This window comes from Streptomyces sp. SudanB52_2052 (assembly GCF_964272415.1).
GTDB classification, from domain to species: domain Bacteria; phylum Actinomycetota; class Actinomycetes; order Streptomycetales; family Streptomycetaceae; genus Streptomyces; species Streptomyces olindensis.
On record NZ_OZ186796.1, the window covers coordinates 1,920,958 to 1,946,670 of the forward strand.

At 71.9% G+C, this 25,713-nt stretch carries 23 protein-coding genes; 12 read left to right on the top strand and 11 right to left on the bottom strand.

Annotated elements, in window-relative coordinates; genetic code table 11:
* Positions 1 to 24: 24 nt before the first annotated feature.
* Genes ACSUPV_RS08525 through ACSUPV_RS08545 form a run of 5 tightly spaced genes read right to left on the bottom strand, consistent with a single transcriptional unit; the run spans position 25 to position 8,161 of the window.
* On the bottom strand, positions 25 to 3,366 hold the full coding sequence (locus ACSUPV_RS08525; protein WP_436947237.1) for an alginate lyase family protein: 3,342 nt from the start codon (positions 3,364 to 3,366) through the stop codon (positions 25 to 27).
* A gap of 26 nt (positions 3,367 to 3,392) precedes the next feature.
* Positions 3,393 to 4,925 carry a glycosyl hydrolase family 28 protein gene (locus ACSUPV_RS08530; protein ID WP_037759145.1) on the bottom strand — a complete coding sequence of 511 codons (1,533 nt, stop codon included), beginning with the start codon at positions 4,923 to 4,925 and terminating at the stop codon, positions 3,393 to 3,395.
* A gap of 34 nt (positions 4,926 to 4,959) precedes the next feature.
* Positions 4,960 to 5,823 (bottom strand): carbohydrate ABC transporter permease, encoded by an 864-nt coding sequence (locus ACSUPV_RS08535; RefSeq protein WP_436947238.1) that lies wholly within the window; start codon positions 5,821 to 5,823, stop codon positions 4,960 to 4,962.
* Positions 5,820 to 6,815 (bottom strand): carbohydrate ABC transporter permease, encoded by a 996-nt coding sequence (locus tag ACSUPV_RS08540; RefSeq protein ID WP_359789080.1) that lies wholly within the window; start codon positions 6,813 to 6,815, stop codon positions 5,820 to 5,822. Before ACSUPV_RS08540 ends, ACSUPV_RS08535 begins: the two co-directional genes overlap by 4 nt.
* Entirely contained in the window at positions 6,812 to 8,161 is a 1,350-nt protein-coding gene (locus tag ACSUPV_RS08545) for an extracellular solute-binding protein (RefSeq protein ID WP_436947239.1), read from the bottom strand. The genes ACSUPV_RS08540 and ACSUPV_RS08545 overlap by 4 nt, the downstream gene beginning before the upstream one ends.
* Before the next feature lie 629 nt (positions 8,162 to 8,790).
* On the opposite strand from ACSUPV_RS08545, the gene ACSUPV_RS08550 reads away from it, so the two are divergent.
* From ACSUPV_RS08550 to ACSUPV_RS08595, 10 genes are all read left to right on the top strand, one after another.
* Positions 8,791 to 9,804, top strand: a complete 1,014-nt coding sequence (locus ACSUPV_RS08550) for a hydroxyacid dehydrogenase (RefSeq protein ID WP_359789074.1) — start codon at positions 8,791 to 8,793, stop codon at positions 9,802 to 9,804.
* A 469-nt stretch (positions 9,805 to 10,273) separates the two neighbouring features.
* Positions 10,274 to 11,362 (top strand): LacI family DNA-binding transcriptional regulator, encoded by a 1,089-nt coding sequence (locus ACSUPV_RS08555; RefSeq protein WP_031119424.1) that lies wholly within the window; start codon positions 10,274 to 10,276, stop codon positions 11,360 to 11,362.
* Between the two features lie 384 nt (positions 11,363 to 11,746).
* Positions 11,747 to 13,084 (top strand): ABC transporter substrate-binding protein, encoded by a 1,338-nt coding sequence (locus ACSUPV_RS08560; protein WP_031119425.1) that lies wholly within the window; start codon positions 11,747 to 11,749, stop codon positions 13,082 to 13,084.
* 8 nt (positions 13,085 to 13,092) lie between these two features.
* Positions 13,093 to 13,977 carry a carbohydrate ABC transporter permease gene (locus ACSUPV_RS08565; RefSeq protein WP_031119426.1) on the top strand — a complete coding sequence of 295 codons (885 nt, stop codon included), beginning with the start codon at positions 13,093 to 13,095 and terminating at the stop codon, positions 13,975 to 13,977.
* Positions 13,977 to 14,891 (top strand): carbohydrate ABC transporter permease, encoded by a 915-nt coding sequence (locus tag ACSUPV_RS08570; RefSeq protein ID WP_436947240.1) that lies wholly within the window; start codon positions 13,977 to 13,979, stop codon positions 14,889 to 14,891. The genes ACSUPV_RS08565 and ACSUPV_RS08570 overlap by 1 nt, the downstream gene beginning before the upstream one ends.
* Before the next feature lie 152 nt (positions 14,892 to 15,043).
* Positions 15,044 to 16,735 (top strand): family 43 glycosylhydrolase, encoded by a 1,692-nt coding sequence (locus ACSUPV_RS08575; protein ID WP_436947241.1) that lies wholly within the window; start codon positions 15,044 to 15,046, stop codon positions 16,733 to 16,735.
* Positions 16,736 to 16,921: 186 nt separating this feature from the next.
* Positions 16,922 to 17,965 carry a LacI family DNA-binding transcriptional regulator gene (locus ACSUPV_RS08580; protein ID WP_031119430.1) on the top strand — a complete coding sequence of 348 codons (1,044 nt, stop codon included), beginning with the start codon at positions 16,922 to 16,924 and terminating at the stop codon, positions 17,963 to 17,965.
* 9 nt (positions 17,966 to 17,974) lie between these two features.
* The gene (locus ACSUPV_RS08585) at positions 17,975 to 18,145 is read left to right on the top strand and encodes a hypothetical protein (RefSeq protein WP_436947242.1); all 171 of its coding nucleotides are present in this window, start codon (positions 17,975 to 17,977) and stop codon (positions 18,143 to 18,145) included.
* Between the two features lie 138 nt (positions 18,146 to 18,283).
* Complete coding sequence (locus ACSUPV_RS08590) at positions 18,284 to 18,706, top strand: RidA family protein (RefSeq protein WP_031119431.1); 423 nt, start codon at positions 18,284 to 18,286, stop codon at positions 18,704 to 18,706.
* A 184-nt stretch (positions 18,707 to 18,890) separates the two neighbouring features.
* Positions 18,891 to 19,310, top strand: coding sequence for a helix-turn-helix domain-containing protein (locus tag ACSUPV_RS08595; protein WP_037759135.1), 420 nt, complete (start codon positions 18,891 to 18,893; stop codon positions 19,308 to 19,310).
* Positions 19,311 to 19,348: 38 nt separating this feature from the next.
* Here the strand turns inward: ACSUPV_RS08595 and ACSUPV_RS08600 are convergent, their stop codons facing one another.
* The 3 genes from ACSUPV_RS08600 to ACSUPV_RS08610 form a co-directional block, all read right to left on the bottom strand.
* Positions 19,349 to 19,888 (bottom strand): peptidoglycan-binding domain-containing protein, encoded by a 540-nt coding sequence (locus tag ACSUPV_RS08600; RefSeq protein ID WP_031119433.1) that lies wholly within the window; start codon positions 19,886 to 19,888, stop codon positions 19,349 to 19,351.
* Between the two features lie 232 nt (positions 19,889 to 20,120).
* The gene (locus ACSUPV_RS08605) at positions 20,121 to 20,798 is read right to left on the bottom strand and encodes a ThuA domain-containing protein (RefSeq protein WP_436947243.1); all 678 of its coding nucleotides are present in this window, start codon (positions 20,796 to 20,798) and stop codon (positions 20,121 to 20,123) included.
* A 114-nt stretch (positions 20,799 to 20,912) separates the two neighbouring features.
* Complete coding sequence (locus ACSUPV_RS08610) at positions 20,913 to 21,320, bottom strand: SRPBCC family protein (RefSeq protein ID WP_031119435.1); 408 nt, start codon at positions 21,318 to 21,320, stop codon at positions 20,913 to 20,915.
* Positions 21,321 to 21,432: 112 nt separating this feature from the next.
* Between ACSUPV_RS08610 and ACSUPV_RS08615 the strand changes: the two genes are divergently transcribed.
* On the top strand, positions 21,433 to 21,837 hold the full coding sequence (locus ACSUPV_RS08615; RefSeq protein WP_031119436.1) for a VOC family protein: 405 nt from the start codon (positions 21,433 to 21,435) through the stop codon (positions 21,835 to 21,837).
* Here the strand turns inward: ACSUPV_RS08615 and ACSUPV_RS08620 are convergent.
* Together ACSUPV_RS08620 and ACSUPV_RS08625 are read right to left on the bottom strand one after the other, a co-directional pair.
* Positions 21,817 to 22,506: a helix-turn-helix domain-containing protein gene (locus tag ACSUPV_RS08620; RefSeq protein WP_037759125.1), complete on the bottom strand. Its 690-nt coding sequence runs from the start codon at positions 22,504 to 22,506 to the stop codon at positions 21,817 to 21,819. The genes ACSUPV_RS08615 and ACSUPV_RS08620 overlap by 21 nt on opposite strands.
* A gap of 37 nt (positions 22,507 to 22,543) precedes the next feature.
* Positions 22,544 to 23,479: an AraC family transcriptional regulator gene (locus ACSUPV_RS08625; protein WP_359789052.1), complete on the bottom strand. Its 936-nt coding sequence runs from the start codon at positions 23,477 to 23,479 to the stop codon at positions 22,544 to 22,546.
* Positions 23,480 to 23,560: 81 nt separating this feature from the next.
* On the opposite strand from ACSUPV_RS08625, the gene ACSUPV_RS08630 reads away from it, so the two are divergent.
* Positions 23,561 to 24,442, top strand: a complete 882-nt coding sequence (locus tag ACSUPV_RS08630) for an NmrA family NAD(P)-binding protein (RefSeq protein ID WP_436947244.1) — start codon at positions 23,561 to 23,563, stop codon at positions 24,440 to 24,442.
* 12 nt (positions 24,443 to 24,454) lie between these two features.
* Here ACSUPV_RS08630 and ACSUPV_RS08635 read toward each other — a convergent pair whose 3' ends face one another.
* Complete coding sequence (locus ACSUPV_RS08635) at positions 24,455 to 25,606, bottom strand: YihY/virulence factor BrkB family protein (RefSeq protein ID WP_078650680.1); 1,152 nt, start codon at positions 25,604 to 25,606, stop codon at positions 24,455 to 24,457.
* Between the last annotated feature and the right edge of the window lie 107 nt (positions 25,607 to 25,713).

A 25,713-nucleotide genomic window follows, 5' to 3' on the forward strand; every position in this document is an offset into this window, starting at 1 on the left:
GCTGTGTCTCCGATCCGTGGAGTACTACATGGGGGTGATGCTCACCTCGTCGAACTCGGTGGTGCTGTGGGTCAGGGGGCTGCGGGAGCAGACCACGAGGCCCACGTAGTAGGGGGCGTCACCGAAGCCGGGGATGTCTCCCGCGGCGAGGGGGGTCCAGGTGGCGCCGTCGTCGGTCGAGGCGGATGCGGTGAAGCGCGTCCCGGTGCGCTTCAGCCGCAGCAGGCAGCCGGCGGTGACCGCCGCGTTGCCCGTGAAGGTGGACCGTCCGGCGACGGTCGGGCGCAGCATCAGCTGGGCGCTGGTGCCGCCGGTGACGATCGCCCCGGCCGCCTGGTCGAACGGCGACAGGGACTTGGCCATGAGCAGGCCGACCCGGTCGCCGGCGGCTCCGGCGCGGGAGAGCAGGCGGGCGGTGACCTCGCAGTCACCGCTGACGGGCCGTCGGACGAACTGGCCCGTCATGCCCTGGTTGTTGACGGTGAGGTCGGTCCCGGCGCCCCGCACCACGAAGGTCCCGTCCTGGTGGGCGGTGCTGCCGGGGGTGCGGACGGCGACCACGCCGAGGGTGCCGTAGGCGCGGTCGTCGAGGACGACGTCGCCCAGGTCGCCGTAGGTCCAGGGCGCGGGCGGCGGGGTGCCGACCGTGAGGGTGAGGGTGGCGGTGGCGTCTCCGGCGGCGTTGCCCGCCGTGGTGGTGACCTCGAACTCGCCCGTCTCGGTGGGCGTTCCGGAGATCAGGCCGGTGCGCCGGTCGACGCGCAGGCCGTCGGGCAGCCCGTCCGCGGTGAACCGCACGGGTTCGTGCGTCGCCCGCAGGAGGTGCTTGAAGGGCACGCCTTTGTTGGCGAACGCCACGGTGGGGGAGGTGAGTTGTGGCTGCGACGGCATCGGCGTCGTCGCCGCGGCGGACGGCGACAGGGGGCCGCGTCCGGCGACGTTGGTCTTGGCGACGGCGTAGTGGTACGTCGTGCCGGGGGTGCCGGTGGCGTCGGCGTACCGGATGCGGGTGCCGAAGCCGACCGGGCCGACGCCGGTGGCGATGGTCTCGTACGGGCCGTCGGCGGCGGTGGCGCGCAGCACCTTGTAGCGGGCGGCGAGGTCCGGGTCGGTCCAGGCCAGTTCGACCGCGTCCGCTCCGGCGGCGGCCCGCAGGTCGCCGGTGGCGCGGGCGGGGCGCGGCACGGTCCAGATCTCGCCGGCGGTGCGGGAGACCACGCTGACGTTGTCGAAGGCGCCCGTGCCGGTCTCGGCGTACTCCTCGTCGACGCCGAGGCAGGAGGTGAGGGTGAGGCCGACGTACGCCGTGGCGCCGAGGTCGACGTCGGTGGAGCCGACCTCGGTCCAGCGGATGCCGTCCGGGGAGATGGCGCCGGTGCAGCGGTCGCCCCGGCGGGTCACGCGCACCCAGTACGGCATGCGCAGCCGGTAGCCGTCGCCCGCGCCCTCGACGTAGGGGGCCTTGAGCGGGGTCGCCGACTCGGGCAGCGCGCCGAGGGAGGAGATCGGGAAGGCGGCGCCGGTGGTGATCGCCTGTTGCTGGGAGGGCGGCACGGGTGTGCTGCCGGTCCCCCTGACCCGCTCCCCCGTCCTGGCCCGTACGGACCAGACACCGCTCCAGGTGTGCAGCGGCAGGCCCTGGATCAGCATGGCGGCGTGGGCGGCGTCCGCGTCCAGGCCGGCCCGTACGGTGACGCCGATCCTGGAGTACTGGGAGCTGAGCGGATACACGATCCGCGCGGTGATCGTGCCGTCGCCGCGCAGCGGCAGGTAGGCCAGGCGGTGGGTGTCGGCGGTGCCGGAGGCCTCCAGCAGGAACCGTTCGCCGTCGAAGACCGCCGAGCCGGGGATCCGGACGTCCCCGACGTCCCGCGTCGCCCAGGGCTCGGGCAGGCCGGGGACCGCCGCCGCCCACGGTGAAGGGGCGCTGCGGCCCCGGGAGTTGGCGGCGGTGACCCGGTAGTAGGCCGTCTTGCCGGGGTGGGCGTCGCGGTCGGTGTACGCCGGGTCGGCGAGACCGGTCGCGATCTCCTCGTACGGCCCGTCGGCGCCGGCGGCCCGCAGGACGGTGTACGACTCGGCCCACGCCGAGGGCAGCCAGGCCAGGGTGACGGACTTGTCGGTGCCGACCGCCGTGACACCGGCCGGGGGCGTGGGCACGGCCGGGGCGGGGGCCTTGGTGCCGGCGAAGGTGAGGGTGCCCCAGCTGGGCAGGTCGTCGTTGCTGCCCTCGACGACCCGGGTTCCGCCGGTGCCGCGGAAGACGGCTGCCTTGGTGTAGGGGGTGTCGAGTCCGCGGACGCCGGCGTAGTGCGCGTACGCCATCTCGTAGATGGGCGGCAGGTTGCCGCGCCCCACGGCCGAGACGGTCCTCTTGATGTACTTGCCGGTGCGGTCGAGGTCCGGGACGAAGGGGACGTCGCCGCCGAGGTTGTAGCGGGCGGCGTACTCGACGTTCTTCAGCAGCCGGTCGCCGTCGAAGGCGTACAGGTCGACGCCCTGGTTCCAGGCGACCTGCGCGGCGTCGGCGAGCAGGCCGACCGCGAGCTGTTCGTGGCCCTGGTCGCGGCCGGACTCCTGACCCTGGCCGGCGTCGGTGACGATGCGGTGGCGGACGCTGCCGTTGCCCGCGCCCGCGGCCGCGAAGCGGAGCGCGTCCTCGAAGAGGGTGGGCTCCTCGCAGAACACGCCGATGGCCAGGATCGACTGGACGGACGTCAGGTCCCAGTTGCCGTTGGCGTAGAGCATGTAGCCGGAGATGGCCGGGTACCAGACGCGCAGGAACGACTCCTCGCAGCGGGCGATGTCCTCCCTCGCCCAGCCGTCGTAGCCGCTGTGCCGGAGCAGTTCGGCGGCGTTGACGAACTTGAAGACCTGGAGTCCGGCGCCGAGCGGCCCGTCCGCTCCGGTGACGGTCTTCAGGGAGGCCGACCAGGCGTTGAGGATGTCCCGGGACTTGTCGGCGTACGCCCGCTCGCCCGTGACGCACCACATCAGCGCGGTCTGGTAGGCGGCGGCCGAGTCGGCGACGGCCTGGTTCTGGAAGTTGGTGGGGCCGCGACCCCAGGAGGTGATCTGGCCGGTGTTCTGGATGGCGTAGGTCGCCTTGGAGCGCGCGTGGGCGGCCAGGGCGAGGAAACCGTCGTGAACAGGCGATTCCTTCGCGGCGACGGCGGCCTTCATCCGGGCCAGGTCGTCGGCGCTGTGCAGCAGCCCGGGGTGGGTGAAGGCGCGCAGACCGGTGGGGTCCTGGGCGGCGGCCCGGGCGGTGCCGGACGCGAGCAGTCCGCTCGCGCCCGACACCATCAGCAGGGCGGCCGCGCCGCCGAGGAAGCCCCGGCGGCTCGGTGCGGGAGTCGTTCTCATGGGCGTTGCTCTCAGGGGGTCGGCGCTCATGACGCGGCGGCCGCCGCGGCCTCGGCGGTGGTGAGGAACTTCAGGTTCGTCACGTGCTCGTTGACGAACATGGGCACGCCGTCCGAGGCCAGATACCACCTCGGCTTGCCCGTGCTGTCGGCGATCACCCTGCCGTTGACGCGGAGGTTCTCGAAGGTGACGTCCTTGATCGCGTGCTCCGCGTCGAGGCCGGCGATGATCGAGAGGTCGGCGTTCTTGCCGTTGTAGGTGAGGTCCTTGATGTAGACGGACTCGATGCCGCGGCCTGCCGACGTGTTGTACTTCGGGTTGTACTCGACCCGCATGTGGATGAGCTGGCCCCAGCGGAAGTCCTCCACGCGGATGTCGTCGAACCTGACGTCCCGGACGAGGTTGCTGTCGCCGACCATGAAGGCGATGGCGCCCTGGTAGGTCACCTGCGGCTCGCGGTGGTCGAGGATGTCGATGTTCTCGTAACGCAGGTTCTCCAGCACCTCCGGGGTGTCGGAATTGCCGTGCACACCGATGTTGATCGGGTGGGCGACGTCGGCCCAGAGGGAGCAGTTCTTGACGGTGATGTTGCGGGTGTCGCCGTAGAAGTCCCAGCGGTGGGTGTAGAGAGCGACGGAGTCGTCGGAGGTGCGCAGGAAGCAGCCGTCGATCGTGACGTTCTCGGAGCAGTAGAGCTGGATGCCGTCACCCCAGCCCTGGTGGCTGAAGGCGCGCAGGTTCTTGATGGTGAGGTTCTGGGACTCGGCGACCCTGATGTTCTCGTAGCGGGGGTTGAGGATGGTGACGCCGTCGATGGTCACGTTCTCGCACTTGCGGATGAACATCGCGCCGACTGGGGAGTTGTAGAGCACGCCGCGGCCGGTCAGCCGGGAGTTCTCCACGTTCTCGAAGATCACGTTGGAGGTGAGGACGGCACCGGGCGCCAGATAGACGGTGGTGTTGCTGGGCACACGCAGCGTCCGGTCCGGGTGGGTGTGCAGGCCCGGCCCGAAGTACATGACGTGCTTGTCGCCCTCGGCGGGCGGGTTCTGCTCGATCGGGTTCGCGAACAGGTGCAGGCAGTCGAAGATCTTGTCGTCGATCTGGACGACGAGGTTGCGGGGCCGGTCCAGGGTGAAGCGCGCGGTGCTGCCGAGCACCTCGGGCTTGATGCCGTACGAGTCCGGGCGGATGCGGACCTTCTCACCGCCGCCCGGGTTGTACGTGACCTCGACCTCGACGGTGCCGGAGAAGTCGAAGGCGGCCCAGGAGGAGTTCTGGGCGCGGTTGCTGCCGGTGACGGGGTCGATCAGGGCGAGCTTGGCCAGGTGGACGCCGAGCTTCTGCCAGGTGCCGCCGAGCGGCCGGACCTTGACGGTGAAGGAGTTGTTGACAGGCACCTGCGGAAGGGGCGGGTGGACGACCACGCTGTCGCCGGTGGTGCCGGTCTCATCCGCCGCGGCGGCCTGCGCGGTGCCCGCGATGCTGCCGGCCAAGCCGGCGGCGGCGATGACACCGGCGGCCTGGAGGGTGGTTCTGCGTGACAGGGGCGTGTTCATGCGTAACTCCTTGCAAAAGGTTCGGTAAGAGGGGCTACTTCAGTCCGGTCGTGGACATCCCGGCGACGAAGCCGCGCTGGGCGATCAGGAAGATCAGCAGGATCGGCACGACGTACATCACGGAGGCGGCGGCCTGGAGGTTTGCGACGGGCGTGCCGGCCGAGGTGACGTACGTGGTCATCACGGCCACGGCGAGGGTGGACCTGTCGGTGGAGAGCAGCAGTTGGGGGGCGATGTAGTCGCCCCAGGACCAGGTGAAGGCGATGACGAAGCTCGCGGAGAGCACGGGCCAGGACTGCGGCAGGAAGATCCGCCAGAAGATCGTGCCGTAGCCGCAGCCGTCGACGATGGCGGCCTCCTCCAGCTCCCGGGGCAGCCCGGCGAAGAACTGCCGGAAGAGGAAGACCAGGTAGGGGGCGGCGGCCAGCCCCCACAGCACCCACGGCCAGTACGTGTCGACCATGCCGAGCTTGGCGAAGATCAGGTACGTCGGCAGCAGGGTGATCATCTGGGGCAGCATCATCGAGCCGATGAGGATGCCGAACAGCGTCTTCTTGCCGGGGGCGTCCAGCCGGGCGAAGCCGAAGCCGACCCAGGCCGAGCTGAGGGTGACGAGCGTGGCGTAGATGAGCGCGATGATCAGGGAGTTGCGGGCGTAGCCGAGGAAGTCGATCAGGTGGAAGGCGTCGGCGAAGTTGTGCCACTGGAAGTCGGTGGGCAGCCAGTGCACGGGCGAGGCGGCCAGTTCCGCCGGGGTCTTCAGGCCGCTGAGGACGAGCCAGCCGAAGGGGCCGACGAACAGCCCGGTGATGACGACGAGGACCGTGTAGAGGACCAGGCGGTGGACGCGGATCCGCACCCGGGGCGCGGAGTCGGGGAGCGGACTGGTGGCGGTCACTTCTTCGCCTCCGGGTCGACGTTGTAGAACACCACGCCGGACGTGAACCTGAAGATGAGCCCGGTGGCGATCAGGATCAGCACGAAGAGCACCCACAGCAGCGCGGAGGCGTAGCCGTAGCGGCCGAGCGCGAAGTACTGCGAGAACACGTGCATCATGTAGAGGTAGTTGGACTGCGGCAGCGCGGTGACGCCGGCCGTGGTGCCGTCGGGGGTGAGCAGCAGCGGCATGATGGTCTGCACGGACGCGATCACGCCGGTGACGGTCTGGAAGAGCAGCACCGGCGACAGCAGCGGCACGGTGATGCTGCGGAAGGTCCGCCAGGCGCTCGCCCCGTCGATCCGGGCGGCCTCGTGCAGCTCGCGGGGCACGTCCTGGAGCCCCGCCAGCGAGATGATCATGACGTTTCCGGCGGCCCACAGCACGCTCATCAGCAGCACGTAGCGGGCGTAGGGGTCGGCGAGCCAGCCGAGCGCGTCGAAGCCGAAGAGGGTGATGACGCCGTTGGCGGCACCGGAGTTCTGGTCGAAGAGCGCCTTGAAGGTGAGGCCGACGCCCACCGGCGGCACCACGGCCGGGAGATAGAGCAGCGTGCGGAACAGCCCGCGTGCCTTGACCGGCCGGTTGACCAGCACGGCGAGCGCGAGCCCGGCGACGATCGACAGCGGTACGGAGGTGAGGGCGAACAGGCCCGTGCGGCCCAGGGAGTTCCAGGTCTGCGGGTCGGCGAACAGCTCGGTGTAGTTGCCGAGGCCGACGTACCGCCAGTGCGGGGAGATGCCGTCGTACGTGGTGAAGCTCAGCCACAGCGCGTACGCCATCGGAACGACGGTCAGCAGCAGGAAACCGATGATCCAGGGCGAGGTGAACAGGTAGAAAGCGCGGTGCCTGCGCCCCGTCATGGAGATCCGGGGCCGCCGGTCCGGAGTGGCGCGCCCACTGCTCGCGGCCGGGCCGGTCCTGTCCGCGACGGATATCTGGTCGACCGTCATCCCACCTGCTCCTTACCGCGCTCGAGCTGCTCGTTCATCAGCGAGTTCAGGCGGCCCGCCAGCGTGTCGACGGACATCCGGCCGTTCATCGCGGCCGGGGCCTCCTGGTTGAACAGGGCGTAGAGCGAGTCCGCCGTCGCGTAGGGGGTGTAGGCGATCACCGAGAAGTGCTCCAGCTCGGCGTTCTGCACCTTCAGCACCCGCTTCTGGTAGTCCTCCTGGGCGGGCATCAGCGGGCGCAGCGACTTCAGGCTGGGGATGCCCCAGCCGCTGGAGGCGCGGGCCTTGGCGGGGCCCTCGCCGAAGAACCACTCGAAGACCCGCCAGGCGGCGTCCTTGTTCCGCGCCTTCTTCGGCATCCACAGGCCGGTGCCGGCCTGGCAGGGGCTGACCCGTCGGCCGCTCTCGAAGACCGGGGCCGGGGCGAGGCGGGCGTGCGGCGCCAGCTTCTTGTCGGCGTTGATCAGGCCGCCGAGCCAGTAGCCGGAGTTGGACATGGCCATGCGGTTGGCCTGGAAGGTGGGGCCGTCCCAGGTGTTGGGATCCGGCTGGACGATGCTCGGGCCGACCCTGCTGCGGCCGTACTCGATGTACCAGGCCAGGGCCTTGCGGGCTTCGGGGGTGGTGAAGTCGATGCGTGAGAAGTCGTCGTTGAAGAGGCTGCCGCCGGCGGCGGCCGTCAGGCTCGCCAGGAGGTTGGGGGTCGAGACGCCGTTGTAGCTGCCGCCGAAGACGGTCGTCTGGCCGTTCTTGCGCCGGGTGAGCCGCTTGGCGTTCTCCAGCCACTCCTCGTAGGTGACGGGCTCGGTCTCCGGCGGGTAGCCGACTCCGGCCTCGTCGAAGAGCGCGGTGTTGTACCAGAACATGGAGTCCTGGGAGAAGTCCTTGGCCATGCCGAAGCGGGGGCCCTCGCCCTGGGTGCGGCCGTCGTAGCGCCACAGGTCGTTGACCGGGTCGAGGTCGTCGGCCCTGAGGACCGTGCTCCGGGCGAAGTAGGGGTCGAGATCCTCCATCACGTCGCGCGCCGCGAAGTAGGGCGCGTCCGTGGCGCCGACGCCGCGGACCAGGTCGGGCGGGGCGCCGTTCGTCATCATGCCGATGAGCTTGGTGATGTCGTACCGCACCGTGACGATCTTGACGCCGATGTCCTTCTGGGCCTGCCGGACCAGTTCCGGGGAGAGGTCGTCGGGCTTGACCATCAACGTGACGGTCTCCCCGCCGCCGCTGACGCCGCTGGAGACCTGCATCGCGCAACCGCTCAGCGACGCCGCGCCCGTGGCGGCGCCGGCTGCCGAGAGGGCGAGGAATCGGCGGCGGCTCAGGGAAGCACCAGCACGTGGGTGCATGAACGCACCACCTCCTGCTCTGCTGTTCGAAATACCGGCTCCGTGCCGGAGCGCCGACCACAAGGCGGCTTGGCAACCGGTTGTTGTGCGTGGGGCAGAGCTTCTTCCGGTCAGCATGGCGCGTCAAGAGCCTCGGCGAACTTTCGAAAAGACTGTGCAACCTCGACGTCATGCGCCGGGTGTCCGGAAACGCCTGGTTTCGTCCGTCGCGATCAGGTCGCCGGAGTGGCAGCCGGACCGCCGCGAACAAGGGCGGAGCCCACGTCCGGTCGGCAACACATTTGGGAACCGGTTGCCGACCCGGCCATCCGGGCAGTGATACCCCGGAAAGGACACTCAGCGGGTCGACTCCGGACCGCCGAAACGTCAGTAATCGATTTCCAGAAACAGGACTGGCAGCGGCCTCAGTCTGCGTCCAGGCCTGCGGTGTCCTGGCGACCGGCCCATCACCCCCACCGCGCCACTCTGGCCCGCCTTCTCCCGCCACTGCCCGCTCCTTCCGAGGTCGTTGCCCCGATCCGGCGGCTTCGGCGACCTCCCCGGCCCTGGCGATTGACCGCCGCTTCCCGGCGGATCTACGGTAGAAGGCGCTTTCTGAAACAGTTTCCGTCCACAGCTCCAGGAGAGTCATGCCCAGCCCCCAGCTGCCGCGGGCCGTGTTCGCGATGGACCCGGTGCACCTCCCGCTGCTCTTTCCTCCGCCGCTGATGGAGCGGTTGAGGCGCACGGCCGACATCGACCCCGGGTTGGTGGTGCGGGACTTCGCCGATCCGGCCGCGGCCGCCACCCTGGCCTCCGCCGAGATGCTGATCACCGGCTGGGGCTGCCCCCATCTGGACGCCGGCGTCCTCGCGGCGGCCCCGAAGCTCGGCGCCGTCCTGCACGCGGCCGGGTCCGTCCGCTCCCTGGTCGGCGAGGCCCTGTGGGAACGCGGGGTCACCGTCTCCAGCGCGGTGACGGGCAACGCCCTGCCGGTCGCCGAGTACACGCTCGCGATGATCCTGCTGGTGGGCAAGGACACCTTCGACCACCGCGAGCGCTTCCGCCGCACCCACGCCTACCCGGGCCCCGCCGAGACCGCGGCGACCGGGAACCTCCGCCGCCGCGTCGGCGTCATCGGCGCCTCGCGCGTGGGCCGCAGGCTGCTGGAGCTGCTGCGGCCGTTCGACCTCACCGTCCTGCTGCACGACCCCTACGTCAGCCCCGCCGAAGCCGCCGCCCTCGGCGCCGAGTCGCTGTCGCTGGAGGACCTGCTCGGACACAGCGACATCGTGAGCCTGCACGCCCCCGACATCCCCGAGACCCACCACATGCTCGACCGCGACCGGCTCGCCCTGGTCCGGGACGGCGGCGTGCTCATCAACACCGCCCGCGGCGCGCTGGTCGACCACGAGGCGCTCACCGACGAGCTGGTCTCCGGCCGGCTCAGCGCGGTCCTCGACGTCACCGACCCGGAGCCGCTGCCCGCGGGATCGCCGCTCTACCACCTGCCCAACGTGTTCCTCACCCCGCACATCGCCGGGTCCCTCGGCAACGAACTGGAGCGGCTCGGCCGCATCGTCGTGGAGGAACTGGAGCGCCTGGTGGCGGGCCTGCAGCCGGAGCACGAGGTGCGGCACGCGGACCTCGCTCGGGTGGCGTGACCCGTCGGCGGGCGGGTCGTCCGGCCCGTCGGCATGCCCCGTCGGCCCCGGCGGCTGGCCGGCGCCTCGGACCGTTGTCCACAGGCCCTCCGGCCTGGAGTGACGATGGGATACGGTTTCCGCACCGGCGCGGGCGCGGCCCCAGCAGCCGGCGCCGCGGGACGGGGCACGTCCGGACCGCGGAGGACCGGTGCGCGACCGGACCGGACGACGCGGCCGAACCGGACTGCGGCGGACGGTTCGTGACCGGACCGGACGACGCGACAACCGGACGGCGCGACGGAACCGGACCGCGCATCGGGTCGGGCCGCGACGGCCGGACGCGAGGCCCGGACCGTGTCCGTCGGCAGTTCGTCGGCAGTTCGTCGACGGACCGCCGGCCGCAACGGACCGGGGGCCCGCCATCGGGCCGGACCGCCGGCGACCGGACCACGACGGGCCGGGCCACTACCGTGAAGGAGCCGCAAGGGTGAGTCAGCGCAAGGCGACGAACGACGCCGGCCGGGCGACCATCCGCGACGTCGCGGAGCGCGCGGGCGTCTCCGTGGCCAGCGTCTCGCGGGTGCTGTCCGGCAACTACCCGGTGTCGGAGGAGCTCCGCCGCCGGGTGATGAAGGTGGTCCGGGACCTGGACTACGTCACCAACGCCCATGCCCGTTCGCTGGCCGGCGGCGGCACACCGACGGTGGCGATCCTCATCAACAACATCACCGGCGCCGCGTTCGCGCACGTCGCGAAGGGCGTCGAGGGCGCCGCCACACTGCGCGGCTGGCTCTCCCTGGTCGGCACGACCGGCGACGACCCGGAGCGGGAGCTCGCCCTGGTCAACCTCATGCGCCAGCAGGGCGTGGCCGCGGTGATCCTGCTCGGCGGCGCCTACGACTACGACGAGTACCAGCTGCGCATGGCCCGCTTCGCCCGCTCCCTGGACGCGGCCGGCTCGCACCTGGTCCTGGTGGGCAGGCCGCCGCTGGAGGGCGACGTCCCGGCGACGACCGTGGACTACGACAACGAGGGCGGCGCCTACGCGATGGCCAGCCATCTGCTCTCGGCCGGCCACCGACGCGTCCTCGTCCTGCCCGGGCACGCCGAACTGACCACCGCGCAGGGCCGGTTGCGCGGCGCCCAGCGGGCCTTCGAGGCGTACGGGGTGCCGTTCGACCCGGGGCTGGTGCGGCACGGGCACTACGACTACGAGCACGGCTACGAGGCCGTCGAGACGGCGCTGCACGAGACGCCGGACTTCACGGCGGTGCTCGCCGGGACGGACGTCGTCGCCGCGGGCGCCATGCAGGCCCTGCGCGCGGCGGGCCTGCGGGTGCCGGAGGACGTCTCGATCGTCGGCTACGACGACATCCCGCTGGCCTCCCAGCTCACACCCCAACTGACCACGGTGCACGTGCCGTACGAGGAGATGGGCCGCGTGGCGCTGCGGGCGGTGGCCGACCGGCGCGAGGGCGGCGCGGGCCGCCGCAAGAGCGCGGACGGCGACCATCTGGTGCTGGGCACCCATGTCGTGGTCCGCAACTCGGTCCGACCACCGGCTCAGCGCGGATAACGCGTAGAGGTCGTTACGTAACCGGTTTCCGGGAACTTTGCCGCCTGTTCGAGGGCTCGCCGCCACGTCCGCCGACCTCCGCGCCGACGTCTTAGACACCGTCGTTGACCTGCACATATGGGCAGTCCGTCCGCTGACCCGTCGCGCCCTGAGCGGATAACCCGGCGGACAATCCGCCGAAACAAATTGCTGCGCACCTCTTGCTAAGAGCCGAGCTGCCCGCCTACCGTCCCAGCAACCGCTTACTACAGCTTCTGCTTCCGCTTGGCCGAACCCCCCGCAACCGCGAGCCGACGGTTTCCGGCCGCCGTTCCTGGCCAGCACCACCGAGCCGCCGCCGTCCTCTCGTTCTGAGAACGCCCTATTCCGAAGGATCACGGTCAGATGAACTTCACCAGCCCCCGGAGAAGGTTCGCCTCCGCCGCTGTCGCGGGTATCGCGCTGACAGGCCTGCTCTCCGCCTGCGGCGGATCCGACTCGGGTGACGACGCCGCCGCGAAGTCGGGCCCGGTCACCCTCCCCTTCTGGGGCTGGGCCAACGGCCAGGAGGCGGTCGTCAAGGCGTTCAACGCCTCGCACCAGGACGTCCAGCTGAAGTACACCAAGGTCACCGACCAGCTGACCATGCAGAAGCAGCTGACCAACGCGGTGAAGGCGGGCAACGCCCCCTGCCTGGTGCAGAACACCGCCGAGTACGTCACCAGCTGGGTCTCGCAGGGCGCGCTCGCCGACATCACGCGTTACGTCGAGGGCGAGAAGGACAAGTTCAACACCGGCTCCTGGGCGAGCGCGCAGGTGCAGGGGAAGATGTACGGCGTACCGACCAGCTCGGCACCCCAGTTCACGATCTACCGCACGGACATCTTCAAGAAGTACGGTCTGAAGCCCCCGGCCACCTGGGACGACTTCATCGCCGCGGGCAAGGAGCTGAAGAAGCACGGCATCAAGATCACCAACTACGCCGGTGAGGACCCGAGCACCCTGGAGGTGCTCGCCATGCAGGCCGGGGCGCACTGGTACGAGATCGACGGCGACGCCTGGAAGGTGAACTTCCAGGACGAGGGCACGCTGCAGGCCGCGAAGGTGATCCAGGAGATCATCGACAACGACCTGAACGCCAAGCTGTCCTTCGCCGACTACGCGGCCGTGCAGCGCAGCTTCGACACCGGCGCGACCGCGACCCGGCAGATCTCCACCTGGCAGATGGCCGGCATGGTGCAGAACTTCACCAAGTCCTTCGGCGACTGGGCCCTGGCCCCGTGGCCGACTTACAAGGGCGAGGCGCCCAAGACGCCGGCGGGCACCAACCTGACCGGCAGCGTGACCCTGGTGACCGAGCAGTGCAAGAACAAGGAGCAGGCGGCCCAGGCGGCGCTGTGGATGTCGACGAACCAGGACGCGGTCAAGACGATGGCGAGCCCGGAGACCGGCAACGGCGTGATGCCGGCGCTGAAGGACAGCGAATCGTACGTGGGTGAGTCGATCTCGCAGAAGCTGCTCGGCAAGAACTACGAGCCCGCGCAGAAGGTCGTGACCGACAGCCTGGGCACCGTCACCACCGACTGGACCTTCGGCCCCAACTGGACCGCGATGTTCACCGAGTTGCAGGCGGGCTGGGCCAAGGTCGTCAGCAAGGAGCAGAAGGTCACCGACCTGCTCGCGCACATGCAGGAGTGGACGGTCAAGGACCTGAAGTCCCGCGGTATCAGCGTCAAGGGCTGAGGCATTCGATGATTCGCTCCATGCGCTGGAAGGGTGCCGCGTTCACGGTGCCCTTCCAGCTCGGCTTCGTCTTTCTCTATCTGCTCCCCATCGGCTACGCCGTCTACGAGTCGCTGTACACGGAGAAGCAGTCCGGGCTGGGGCTCGGCGGTGCCACGACCGAGTTCGTCGGGCTCGACAACTACACCCAGGGGCTGACGGACTCTGCGTTCATGAACTCCATCCTGCGGGTGGTGCTCTTCGCCTGTGTCCAGATCCCGTTCATGCTGCTGATCAGCCTGGTGCTGGCACTTTTCCTGGACGCGCTGACCTCCCGGGCGGCGAGCCGGTTCCGGATCCTGCTGCTGGTGCCGTACATGATCCCCGGCGTGGTGGCGGCGATCGTGTGGGTGAACCTCTACAGCCCGGACGTCGGCCCGCTCACCCCGATCGGCGACGCGCTCGGCTTCGACTGGAACTTCTTCGCGCCGTCGATGGTGTGGCCGTCCATCGGCAACCTGCTGACCTGGCACGGCATCGGCTACAACATGGTGATCATCTACTCGGCGCTGCAGGGCGTGCCCCGCGAGCTGTTCGAGGCGGCCCGGCTGGACGGCGCGTCCGAGCTGCGGATCGCGCGCAGCATCAAGATCCCGTACGTGCGCGGGGCGCTGGTGCTGACGGGGCTGCTGTCGATCATCCAGATGCTGCAGATCTTCAACGAGCCGGCGCTGTTCCGGAACATCACCCCGCAGACGGTCAGTGACAGCTTCACCCCGATCATGATCATCTACAACCAGGCGTTCAACGCGGGCAACTACAACTACGCGGCCGCGCTGTCCGTGCTGCTGGCGTTGATCCTCGGCGTGGCCTCCTTCCTCTTCTACCGGCTCACCTCGAAGGAGGCCGACTGATGGTGCTGACCGAGCACACCACCGAGCGGCCCCCCGTCCGCAGCGTCCGGCGCCTGACCCACCCGGACGCGGCCTCCCGCGGGCGGGGCGGTCAGCGCTTCCTCCTCGTCGGGCTGGTCCTGGCCAGCGTCTACAGCCTGTTCCCGGTGTGGTGGCTGATCGTCGCCGCGACGAAGGACCGCACGGCGCTCTACCAGAGCAACGGCCTGTGGTTCTCCGGCTGGCACCTGTGGGACAACCTGGAGCAGGTCTTCACCTACCAGGACGGCATCTTCCTGCGGTGGACGGCCAACTCGTTCCTGTACGCGGGGGTCGGCTCGCTGGGCGGCACTTTGATCGCGCTCGCAACCGGTTACGGCCTGGCGCGCTTCGACTTCCCCGGCCGGAACGTCATCTTCGCGTGCGTCGTCGGCTCGTTCCTGATCCCGATCGCGCTGCTCACGCTGCCGCTGTACCTGCTGTTCTCCGCGCTCGGCATGGTCGACACCCCGTGGGCGATGCTGATCCCCTGCCTGATCAACCCGTTCAGCGTGTACCTGGCCAAGGTGTACACCGAGGCGACGATCCCCTACGAGCTGCTGGAGGCGGCCCGCATCGACGGCGCCGGCGAGCTGCGGATCTTCTTCAGCATCGTGCTGCGGATGATGACGACGGGCGGCGCGACGGTGTTCCTGCTGGCGTTCGTCAACACCTGGAACGCCTTCTTCCTGCCGCTGACCGTGCTGCGCGGCAAGGAGAACTGGACGCTCAACCTGGGCCTGTACAACTGGACCGGCACCCGCCTGGAGTCCGGCATCGACCTGACGGGCCTGGTGCTGACCGGCGCGCTGCTCTCCATCGTGCCGATGGCGATCATGATGGTCGCGATGCGCCGCTACTGGCGGACGGGTGTGACGCTCGGCGCCCTCAAGTGACCTCCCGGCCCGCCCAGTGACCTCCTGGCCCGCCCAGTGACCTTCTCGCCCGCCCAGTGACCTCCTTGCCCGCTCCGACTCCCGGGGGCCGCGGGTGATCCTGACTCCCCGCGGCCCCCGGGTGCCGTGCCCACCTCCCCTGGAGTCCTCGCGTGACCGTCCTGCGCAACCCCGTCCTCCGCGGCTTCGCCCCCGACCCTTCCCTGATCCGGGTCGGCGACTGGTACTACGTGGCGACCAGTTCCTTCGAGTGGTTCCCGACGATCCCGCTGCACCGCTCCCGGGACCTGGCCCACTGGGAGTACGCGGGGCACGTCCAGAGGGCCGTCCCCGGGAACTCGCTGGCCGGGGTGCCCGACTCGGGCGGCGTCTGGGCGCCGGCGCTGAGCTGGGACGGGGAGCGGTTCTGGGTGACGTACACCGTCGTGCGCTCGGTCGGCACGCCGTACTTCGACCTGGACACGTACGTCTCCACGGCCGACGCCGTCGGCGGCGAGTGGAGCGCGCCGCGCCGGGTCCCGAGCCACGGCTTCGACCCGGCCCTGTTCCACGAGGACGGGCGGCTGTGGCTGCTGAACCTGCAGAACGACCACCGGCCGGGCGGCGAGCGGTTCGCCGGGATCGTCGTCACCGAGCTGGACCGGGACACGCTGGAGCCGGTAGGGGACACGCGTCTGCTGCTCCAGCACGACCGGCTCGTCGAGGGGCCGAAGCTGCTGCGGCGCGAGGGCTGGTACTACCTGGTGCTCGCGGAGGGCGGCACGGGCTGGGAGCACGGGGTGCGGGTGGCCCGCGCCAAGGAGCTGACCGGGCCGTACGAACTCGACGCACTGCCGCTGCTGACGACCCGGGACGACCCGGGCCTGCCGCTGCAGAAGGCCGGGCACGGCGAGCTGGTCGAGACGCCGGACGGGCAGTGGCTGCTCGGCCATCTGACGGCCCGTCCGCTGCACACCGCGCGGGGCCGCCGCTGCACGCTCGGCCGGGAGACCGCGATCCAGGCCGTGACCTGGGACGCGGACGGCTGGCCCCGGCTGCGGCACGGGGGTTGGCATCCGGCCGTCGAGGTCGACGTACCGACGACTCCGCATCCCCTGCCGCCCGCGGACCGGCCGACGCGCCACCTGCCGCCCGGGGACCAGCCGACGCATCCCCTGCCGCCCGCGGACCGGCCGGCGCACCACCTGCCGCCCGCGGGCCGACCGGCGGGTCTGTCCTGGCCGTGGAGCACCCTGCGCGAGCCGCCGGACCCGTCCTGGGCCGACACGACGGTCCGCCCCGGCTGGATCCGGTTGCGCGGTCGGCACGGCCCTGAGTCCCGGTGGGCGGCGAGCCTGCTGGCCCAGCGCGTCACCGAGCACCGCGCGGAGGCCGAAGTGACCGTCGAGACGCGGCCGGTCACCTTCACGCAGGCCGCCGGTCTGGTGCTGTGGTACAACCCCGAGGCGTACCTGAGTCTGGACCTGACGTGGGCGGAGCCCTGGGGCGAGCCGCAGCGCGGCCAGCAGTGGCGGGGCCCGGCGGGCGGGGGCGGCCGTACGGTGCTCAGTCTCGTGGAGCGGGACGAGGAGGGACTGCGGCAGGTCGCGGTCGTGGACGTGGCGGCGGACGCGCCGGTGACGCTCGGAGTGACGGTCGAGGGCGCCGACGCCCGGTTCTGGTACCTGCGAGACGGGGCGCGCACGGCCGTCGGACCGGCGCTGGACTTCAGCCGGCTCTCCGACGACCACGGCTCCCGGCTGCGGTTCACCGGCGCCATGGCGGGCGTCCACGCGCGGGACCTCGTCGACGCGGCGTTCACGGCGGACTTCACGGGTTTCCGGCTGGTCTGCACACCCGACTGAGCCCGTTGTTCGGGGTTTCGAAAGTTTTGACCGGCGCGAACCCGTGAATTCATCTGTCTTCCCGCCGTCCTGCGCCCCACCTACAGTAGGAAGCGCTTTCTGTCCGGTCGGGTTTCACGCCGCCGCGGGAGGCGCTGGTCGAAACTTTCCACGGCCCTCGGGCGGGCCGGAGAGGTGGGTTCTTCGATGGTCCGTACGGCGAGTGCGAGCGTGGCGGCCGGTCCGACGCTGGCGGTCGTGGCCCGTGAGGCGGGGGTGTCGGTGCCGACCGCGTCGAAGGTGGTCAACGGCCGGGAGGACGTGGCGCCCGAGACGCGCCGCCGGGTCACCGAGGCGCTCGACCGGCTCGGTTACGTCCGCAGACCCCGCTTCGACGCGGCCAAGGCGCCCCGGCTGGTGGACCTGGTCGTGCACTCGCTGGAGAGCTCCTGGTCGGGCGCGGTGCTGCACGGCGTGGAGGAGGCGGCGCACGACGCGGGCCTGGAGGTCGTGGTGTCGGCGGCGCTGACCCGCTCCCGGGTGGGCCGCCCGGAGCGCGGCTGGCTGGACAAGCTGGTCGCGCGGGGGTCCTCCGGGGTGCTGTTCAACCTGGCCGAGCTGAGCGAGTCGCAGTACGCCTGGCTGGAGCAGCACCGCATCCCGTTCGTGATGATCGACCCCGTGCAGGAACCGCCGGAGGGCGTGGCGTCGGTGGGCGCGGCGAACTGGCAGGGCGGCCTGACGGCCACCGAGCATCTGCTGTCGCTGGGCCATGAGCGCGTCGCCGTCATCGCCGGCCCCCGGCGCACGATGTGCAGCAGCGCGCGGGTCGCCGGGTACCGCTCGGCGCTCGCGGCGGCCGGGATCCGCAACCGCGCCGAGTACGTCCGGCACGCGGGCTTCGACGAGAGCCTGGCCCACCGCCGCATGCTGGAGCTCCTCGACCTGCCCGAGCCGCCGACGGCCGTGTTCGTCTGCTCTGACCGGATGGCGCTGGGGGTGTACCAGGCCCTGGCCGAGCGGGGGTTGCGGGTGCCGGACGACCTGAGCGTGGTGGGCTTCGACGACCTCCCCGAGGCCCGCTGGGCCTCCCCCGGCCTGACCACCGTCCGCCAGCCGCTGTCCGAGATGGCCGCGACGGCCCTGCGGTCGCTGCTGCGCATGATGGACGGCCATCACCCGGAGAGCACGCGCACGGAGTTGTCGACGCGGCTGGTGGAACGGGCGAGCACGGCGCCGCCGCGCAGGTAGGACCGGGCCATGGGCCCGCGCGGGCGCGGACGGTCCGACGGCACGGTGAACCGGCGTCCCGCGGCCCGTCCGGCCCTCGACGCCCGTGGCCGTGTCGTGGCCTTCGACGGGGACCGGCTGGATTTCCAGGGCGAGGGCCGCTTCGGCAACCGGCAGGCGTTCGTCACACCCGTGCGCTGACGGGACCCGCGTCCGGAATGCGCGCACGGGGGCGGGACCCGCGTCCCGGAATGCGCGTACGGGGCGGGGAGTTGGCTGGAGTGTCCGGGTCGCCGCCGGTGGGGCGGCGACCGTCTTCCGTGAAAGGACTGCCCGGTCATGACGCGCGACCAGCGCACGATCACCAACCCGGCCACCCTGCACGACCCCACGCCGTTCGGCTACAGCCACGCCGTGTCGGCCCCTGGTGAAACCGTCCACATCGGCGGCCAGTACGCCTCCGACGCCACGGGCACGCCGGTGCCGGGCGACTTCGCCGCGCAGGTGGAACTCGCCTTCGACCGGCTGCGGTCGGCGCTGGAGGGCGTCGGGCTCGGCTACGAGCACGTCGTACGCCTCGGCACGTTCATCGTCGACCACGACCTCGACAAACTGCGGATCCTGGGCAAGGCCCTGCACGCCCGCTTCGGGGACCGCCTCCCGGCGCAGACCCTCAGCGGTGTCGCGTCCCTGGCCCTCCCGGGCATGCTGTTCGAGGTCGACGCGGTCGCGGTACGGCCTGCCGGTCCGGCCACGGCCTGAGGGCCGGCGGCCGGTGAGGGCGCGGCGGTCCCTCGGGCGGTGACCGGCGGTCGCTCGGAAGCGGCCTCACACCCCTGGTGCGCACCGCGCGCCCTCCGGCCCGGGGAACTGGCCGGAACGGGTCGGCGTCGAACGATGCGGCGGGGCGGGCCGGGGCCCAGGGGTGGGCAGTTGGGGGACGACCATGACACGCTGGCGGCCGCTTCCGGACATACTGCCGAGGGAGGCGCGGCACCTGGTCGAGCAGCTGCGGGCGCTGAAGGACCGCACGGGTCTGAGCCTGGCCGAGCTGGCGCGGCGGACGGCGTACAGCAAGTCGTCGTGGCAGCGGTACCTCAGCGGGGCCAAGCAGCCGCCGAGAGGGGCGGTGCAGGCGCTGTGCCGGGTGGCGGGGGCGGACCAGGCGCGGCTGCTGGCGCTGTGGGACATGGCCGACCAGACGTGGCCGCGCGGCCTGCCGGATCCGGCCGGGCAGGCGGTGGACGCCGCGGCCCGCCCCGCCGCCGAGTACCGGCGCTGGCGTGCGGCGGCGCTGGTCTCCTTCGCCGTCATCGCCGTGCTGCTGGCCGGGCTGCTGTGGGCGCTGCCCGCGAGGAGCGGGTGACCGCGACGGCCACCCGCTCCCGATGAACCTCGGCGTTCTCAGCCGACCGTGCGGTAGTGCGCGTACTTCCAGGGCCCGACGTACTTGAGCTTCACCTGGTACTTGCCGCTCACGCGCTTGAAGTTGACGTTCCGGGCGATGCCCTTGTACTGGACGATGTTGCCCGGGAGGAGCTGCAGCCGGGTCTGGGCGAAGTCCCAGCTCTCGCTGACGACGGTGCCGTCCGTCTCGGGCAGGTTGTGCCGGCTCTGCCACCACTGCGTGGCCGACTCCGTCTCCGGCCCGAACGACCCGTCGATCTGGCTCTTCTTGAAGGGCCGCCACTCCCCCTCGTCGTCCTCCCACAGGGCGCCGTCCGCCCACAGGACGGTCTCCCACAGGGCGATGGCGTTGCCCCGGGAGTACGCCTCCACGCCGAGGTTCTCCTCGTCCTCCCAGTCGTTGGCCACGGCACCGGTGCCGTCGATCCCGAAGTACGCGGGGGCGGCGTTCGCGGACGGTGCCAGGGCGATGCCGGTGCCCCCGGCCCCCAGCAGCGCGGCCGTCACCATCGCCATGGCCCGATTGCGCATGTTCATGCGGACTTCCTCTCCGAACCGCCGTCCCCCGCGGGTCGCCCCTGGGGCGGCTCGTCTCGTCTGGCTCGGCACAGCCTCACGGCCCGGCGGCGGCCACGGCGAGCCCTGCCGCCGTACACGGACCGCCCAGGGACGGCTCAGGCCCGGGCCACCGACGTCCCAGCCGCGGACGGGTCGCGCCGGGCCCGTGTGGGCCGGGGTGGGCCGGGAGGCCGTGCGCGTCCGCCGGCCGTCACGAGGTCCTGGGGCGGTAGTGCAGGGGCAGCGGGAGCGCGGCCGCCCAGAGGATGCCGCCCAGGAGGTGCGCCCGGAACGCCGGGTCCGCGTAGGCCTCGGGGGCGTGGCCGAGGGCCGTGTAGAAGACTCGGCCCTCGGCGTGGTCGCGGCACCAGACCAGGGGGTGGTCGGCGCCCATGCCGCCGCCCTCGTAGGAGGACTCGTCGGCGGTGGCCAGGACGCGGACCGTGCCACGCGGGTTGGTGCGGAAGTCGTACCACTCGTCGGTGAAGTCCCAGACGGCGGGCAGGTGCCGGGTCGCCGGATGGTCGTGGTCCTCGACGACGGCCCGGCCGGGCTGGTGGAGGGGGTGCCGGGCGAACCACGTGCCCAGCAACTCGCCGTAGTACGGCCATTCGTACTCCGTGCAGGCCGCCGCGTGCACGCCGACGAAGCCGCCGCCCGACTCCACGTACGCGGCGAGCCGCTCCCGGCCGGCCGGGGTGAGGACCTCGCCGCTGGTGGAGAGGAACACCACCGCCGCGTACCCGCCGAGGGGCTGCTCCAGGGCCGCCGGGTCCTCGGTGGCGTGGACGTCGAAGTCGCCGAGGGTGCGCAGGGCGGTGACGCCGGCCGGGATGGACTCGTGCCGGTAGCCGGTGGTGCGGGTGTAGACGAGCAGTCGTGGTGCCATGGCATCCGACCCTAGGAGACCGCGGGCCGCCCCGGAGGACCCTCCGGTGACCGAAAAATTTCGGTCACCGCCCCCTGGGGCGGCGCCTTGGAGACGGCGGCCTCCGGGTGAGGGTCAGCGCTGTTCCATCAGCCGCTTGAGCGCGGCGAGATCGGCGGACACCGCCTCCGCGTCACGGCGGAACTCCTCGTCGCTCATCCACGGCTGCCGGCGCAGCGTGAACACCACCTCGCAGCCGGAGCCGTCGGCGAGCACCCGCATCGGGTTGTGCACGGTCTGCCCCGAGGGCAGCGTGACGTCGTGGTCGAGCACGCCGAACTCGTTCCTGGGCGTGAACGTGATCTCGACCCTCCCCATCGGTGACTCCCCCACCCACCGGTCGCCCACCCGCTCGACGGAGCGGGCCAGCCCGGGAGCCCAGCCGGGGACGTTGACGGGGTCCGAGACGTGGTCGTACACCTCCTGGGCCGGGCGGTGGACGGAGATGGCCAGATGCCGTGAGGTCCGTGTCGTGGTCGTCATGGCGGCGACGCTACGAGGCGGGACGGGAGGCGGTCTTGAACGGATCGGACACCCGCGGCCGGTGTCCGATTCCTTCAAGACCGGCCCTCGGGGGCCTGCCTACGGTGGGCCCATGACCGCACGATTCGATGCCATCGGCCTGGTCGTCTCCGACATGGCCGCCTCCGTCGCCTTCTACCGCCGGCTCGGGTTCGCCTTCCCTGAGGGCGCCGAGCACCAGCCGCACACCGAGGCCGGACTGCCCGGCGGGCTGCGGCTGATGCTCGACACCGAGGAGACCGTCCGGTCCTTCCTGCCCGCGTGGCAGCCGCCCTCGGGCGGGGGCCGGACCTCGCTGGCCCTGCGCTGTGACGGGCCGGAGGAGGTGGACGCCCTGTACGAGGAACTGGTCGGCTCCGGTTGCCACGGCGAGCTCAAGCCCTGGGACGCCTTCTGGGGGCAGCGGTACGCCGTGGTGCTCGACCCGGACGGCAACGGGGTGGACCTGTTCGCGCCGCTAACCGCCGCGGCCGAGTAGCTCCCCCAGCGGCAGGCCCGCCAACTCCCGCACGTCGCGGGCGAGGTGGGCCTGGTCGGCGTAACCGGCCCGCGCGGCCGTGTCCGCGAAGGGCATGCCGTCGCGGGCCAGCGCGAGGGCGCGGCGCAGCCGCAGGATGCGGGCCAGGGTCTTGGGGCCGTAGCCGAAGGCGGCCAGCGCACGGCGGTGCAACTGGCGGGCGCCGAGGCCGAGTTCGTCGGCGGTCGCGGCGACGGGGCGGCCCGCGGCGAGGGCGCTGACGACCTGTCGCAGCAGCGGGTCGGGGGGCTCGGTACCGGCCGCCCGTCGCAGGGCCAGGTCCTCCAGGCCGTTCGCCGGGTCCGGGGCGGCGTTCACGCGGGCGGTCAGGCGCCGTACCTCCGCGGTCGGCCACAGGTCGGCGAGTTCGACCCGGCGGTCGCGCAGTTCGTGCGCCGGTACGCCGAGCAGCGCCGGCGCCGTGCCCGGGTAGAAGCGGACGCCGGACCAGGGGCCGTCCCCGCCGTCCGTCAGGTGGGCCCGCGTGTCGGGTCCGGCGACCAGCAGCCGCCCGTCGTGCCACAGCAGGTCCATGCAGCCGTCGGGCAGCACCCGCCCCACCCCGGACGGCTCCGGGGTGTTGGTCCACACCACCGCCCCGGCGAGCCGCGACGCCCGCTCCGCATACACAGGTGCCAGGCTACGCCGCCGGTGCGCGGACGCCCTCCTACGCCGTCCTCCCCCGGTACTCGACGGGGCTCACCCCGTAGACCCGCTTGAACGCCGTGGACAGGGCGAACGCGCTGCCGTAGCCCACTCTGCGGGCCACCGCTTCGAGGGTGTCGTCGGAGCCGCGCAGACGGTCGGCGGCGAGGGCGAGGCGCCAGCCGGTGAGGTACGTCATCGGGGGCTCGCCCACCAGGGCGGTGAAGCGGCGGGCCAGCGCGGCCCGGGACACCCCGGCCTTCGCGGCGAGCGCGGCGACCGTCCACGGGTGGGCCGGGTCGTCCTGGAGCAGGCGCAGGACGCCGCCCACGACCGGGTCGGCCTGTGCCCGGTACCAGGCCGGCGCCTCCGCCTCCGGGCGGGCGAACCAGGCCCGCAGCGCGGCGATGACCAGCAGGTCGAGCAGCCGGTCCAGGACGACCTCCTGGCCCGGCTCGTCCCGGACGATCTCCTCGGAGACGTACGGCGTGAGCGGGCAGTCCCACACCTCGGGGGTGAGCGTGAGCAGCGGCGGCAGGGCGTCCAGCAGCCGCCCGCCGATCTCGCCCCGCATCGGGTACGTGCCGATGAGCAGCACCGTCGCGCCGTCGGGCCGGTCGCCCCAGGTGCGCACGCCCAGGTCCATGGAGCCGTTCAGGGGCCGCCCGTCGGGGTAGCGGCACTCCTGGTCCGGCAGGATCAGCGCCTGCGGTGCCGTGCCGGGGGCGTCGGCGCAGGTGTACGGGTCGGGGCCGCGGGCGATCGCGAGGTCGCCGGCGCGCAGCCGCGTGGGTTCGCCCCTGTCGGGCAGGACCCAGGCGTCGCCGCGGACCACGAGCATCACGGTGAGCGGGGCCCGGTCCTCCACGCGGACCGCCCAGGGCGGATCGAAGCAGGCCCTGATCATGAACGCGCCGCGCGCGCGAGGGCCTTCCAGCAGGCCTGCGAGAGCGTCCATGGGGCCAGCGTAGACGCGGTCGTATGGGAATGAGCCGTTCGGCGATGGTTCCGTGCCGCGCACGGCAGTTGACTCGACGGCATGACGAACACGACAGAGAACACGACACGGAACACAGCACGGGGCACGACACCGGACACGCGGCGGATGACGGTCGTGGTGACGGGCGCCTCCGGCCGTACGGGCAGCCGGGTGGCGCGGGCCGCGGAGGCCGCCGGGCTCACGGTGCGGGCGGCGTCGCGGGCGACCGGTTTCGACTGGTGGGACGGCTCGACCTGGGCCGACACCCTGCGCGGCGCCGACGCTGCCTACCTGGCCCACCCCATGGACGTCGGCGCTCCGGGCGCCGCCGAGGTGATCGGCGCGGTCGCGCGGGAGGCGGTCGGGCTCGGCGTGCGGCGGCTGGTGCTGCTGTCCGCGCGGGGCGAGGACCAGGCCCTGGTCACCGAGGAGGCGCTGCACGCCTCGGGCGCCGACTGGACGGTCGTCCGGGCCGCCTGGTTCGCGCAGAACTTCAGCGAGGGACCGCTGGTGGCGGAGCTGCGGGAGCGCGGCGAGCTGGTGTTCCCGGCCGACGGGGTGCGCGAGCCGTTCCTCGACGTGCGGGACATCGCGGACGTGGTGGTGACCGCGCTGACGGCCGGCGACCGGTACGCGGGACGCACGCTCGCCCTCTCCGGGCCGCGGCTGCTGACCTTCGCGGAGGCCGTCGCGGAGATCGCCTCGGCGACGGGGCGCCCGCTGCGGTACCGGGCGGTGTCGACGCGGGACTACGGCGAGGCGCTGGCCGGTTTCGGGGTGCCCGGGGAGGAGGTCGCGGCCCTCACCGCGATCTTCGACACGCTCCTCGACGGCCGCAACGCGCACCTGTCCGACGGGGTGCGGGAGGTCCTGGGCCGTGCGCCCCGGGACTTCGGGGACTTCGTCCGGGAGGAGGCGGCGGCCGGCACCTGGACGGCGTGAGACCGGCGCCGGTCACTTCTCGGCGGGCGGCTGCCCCTCCCCGTTGCCGTGGCCGCTCTTCGCGTGGGTGGGCTTGGTGTGGGTGCGCAGCCGGGCCGTGACGTCCTCCGGGGGCAGGAAGCGGGACCAGCGTTCCGGGAACTCCGAGGGCATGTCGGGGTCGGCCTCGCCCCGGGCGGCGGCCCGGGCCACGTACTCAGCGACCTGCGCCTGCCGCAGCCGCTCGTTGGCCTCGCGGGCCGCGGCCGTGGCGGCGGCCGGCCACACCCGGTCGATGGCGGCGTTGACCGCGGCCCCCACGAGCACGGCGAACGCGGACACGCCGATCCACAGCAGCACGGCGACGGGCGCCGCGAGGGAGCCGTAGATCGTCGGGCCCTCGACCGTGCTGGTCAGGTAGATCCGCAGCAGGAAGCTGCCCAGCACCCACATGCCGAGGGCGACGAGCGCGCCGGGCACGTCCTCGATCCACGGGGAGCGGACGGGGACGGACACGTGGTAGAGCGTCGTCAGGAAGGCGATCGACAGGAGGATCACGACCGGCCAGTAGAGGACCTGCACGACGGTCGTCGACCAGGGCACGATCCGCACCACCGCGTCCGGCCCGGCCACCATCAGCGGCAGGGCGACGGAACCGATCAGCAGGGCGACGATGAACAGCAGGAAGGCCAGCAGACGGGTCTTGACGATGCCGCGGACGCCGTCGAGGCCGTACATCACGGTGATGGTGTCGATGAAGACGTTCACCGCGCGGGAGCCGGACCACAGGGCGAACAGGAAGCCGATGGAGATGACGTCGGGCCGGCCGCCCTTCATGACGTCGTGCAGGATCGGCTCGGCCATCTCCTTGACGCCCCGGTCGGACAGCACGGTGCGGGAGGCCTCCAGGATGTTGGTCTGGAGGCTCTGGATGGTGTCGGCGCCGGTCCAGGCGTCGACGTAGCCGAGCAGTCCGATCATGCTCAGCAGCAGCGGCGGCACCGACAGCAGCGTGAAGAACGCGGCCTCGGCGGCCAGGCCCAGGATGCGGTACTCGATGCAGGAGTTGACGGTGTCCTTGAGCAACAGCCAGGCGGTCCTGCGCTTGGAGACGTTCCGGTAGAGCGCACGCGCCCGGTGGAGGCGCCCGGAGGGTGTGTCGGGGGTTTCACTTGCTGGCTGCACCCCCTAACGGTATCCGTCGCGCCTGGCCCCACTCACCCACAGGCCGCCTCCGCGGCGCCCGGCCCGGTTCGCTGGTGACCGGGGGTGTACCGCGGGGTAGGTTCGCA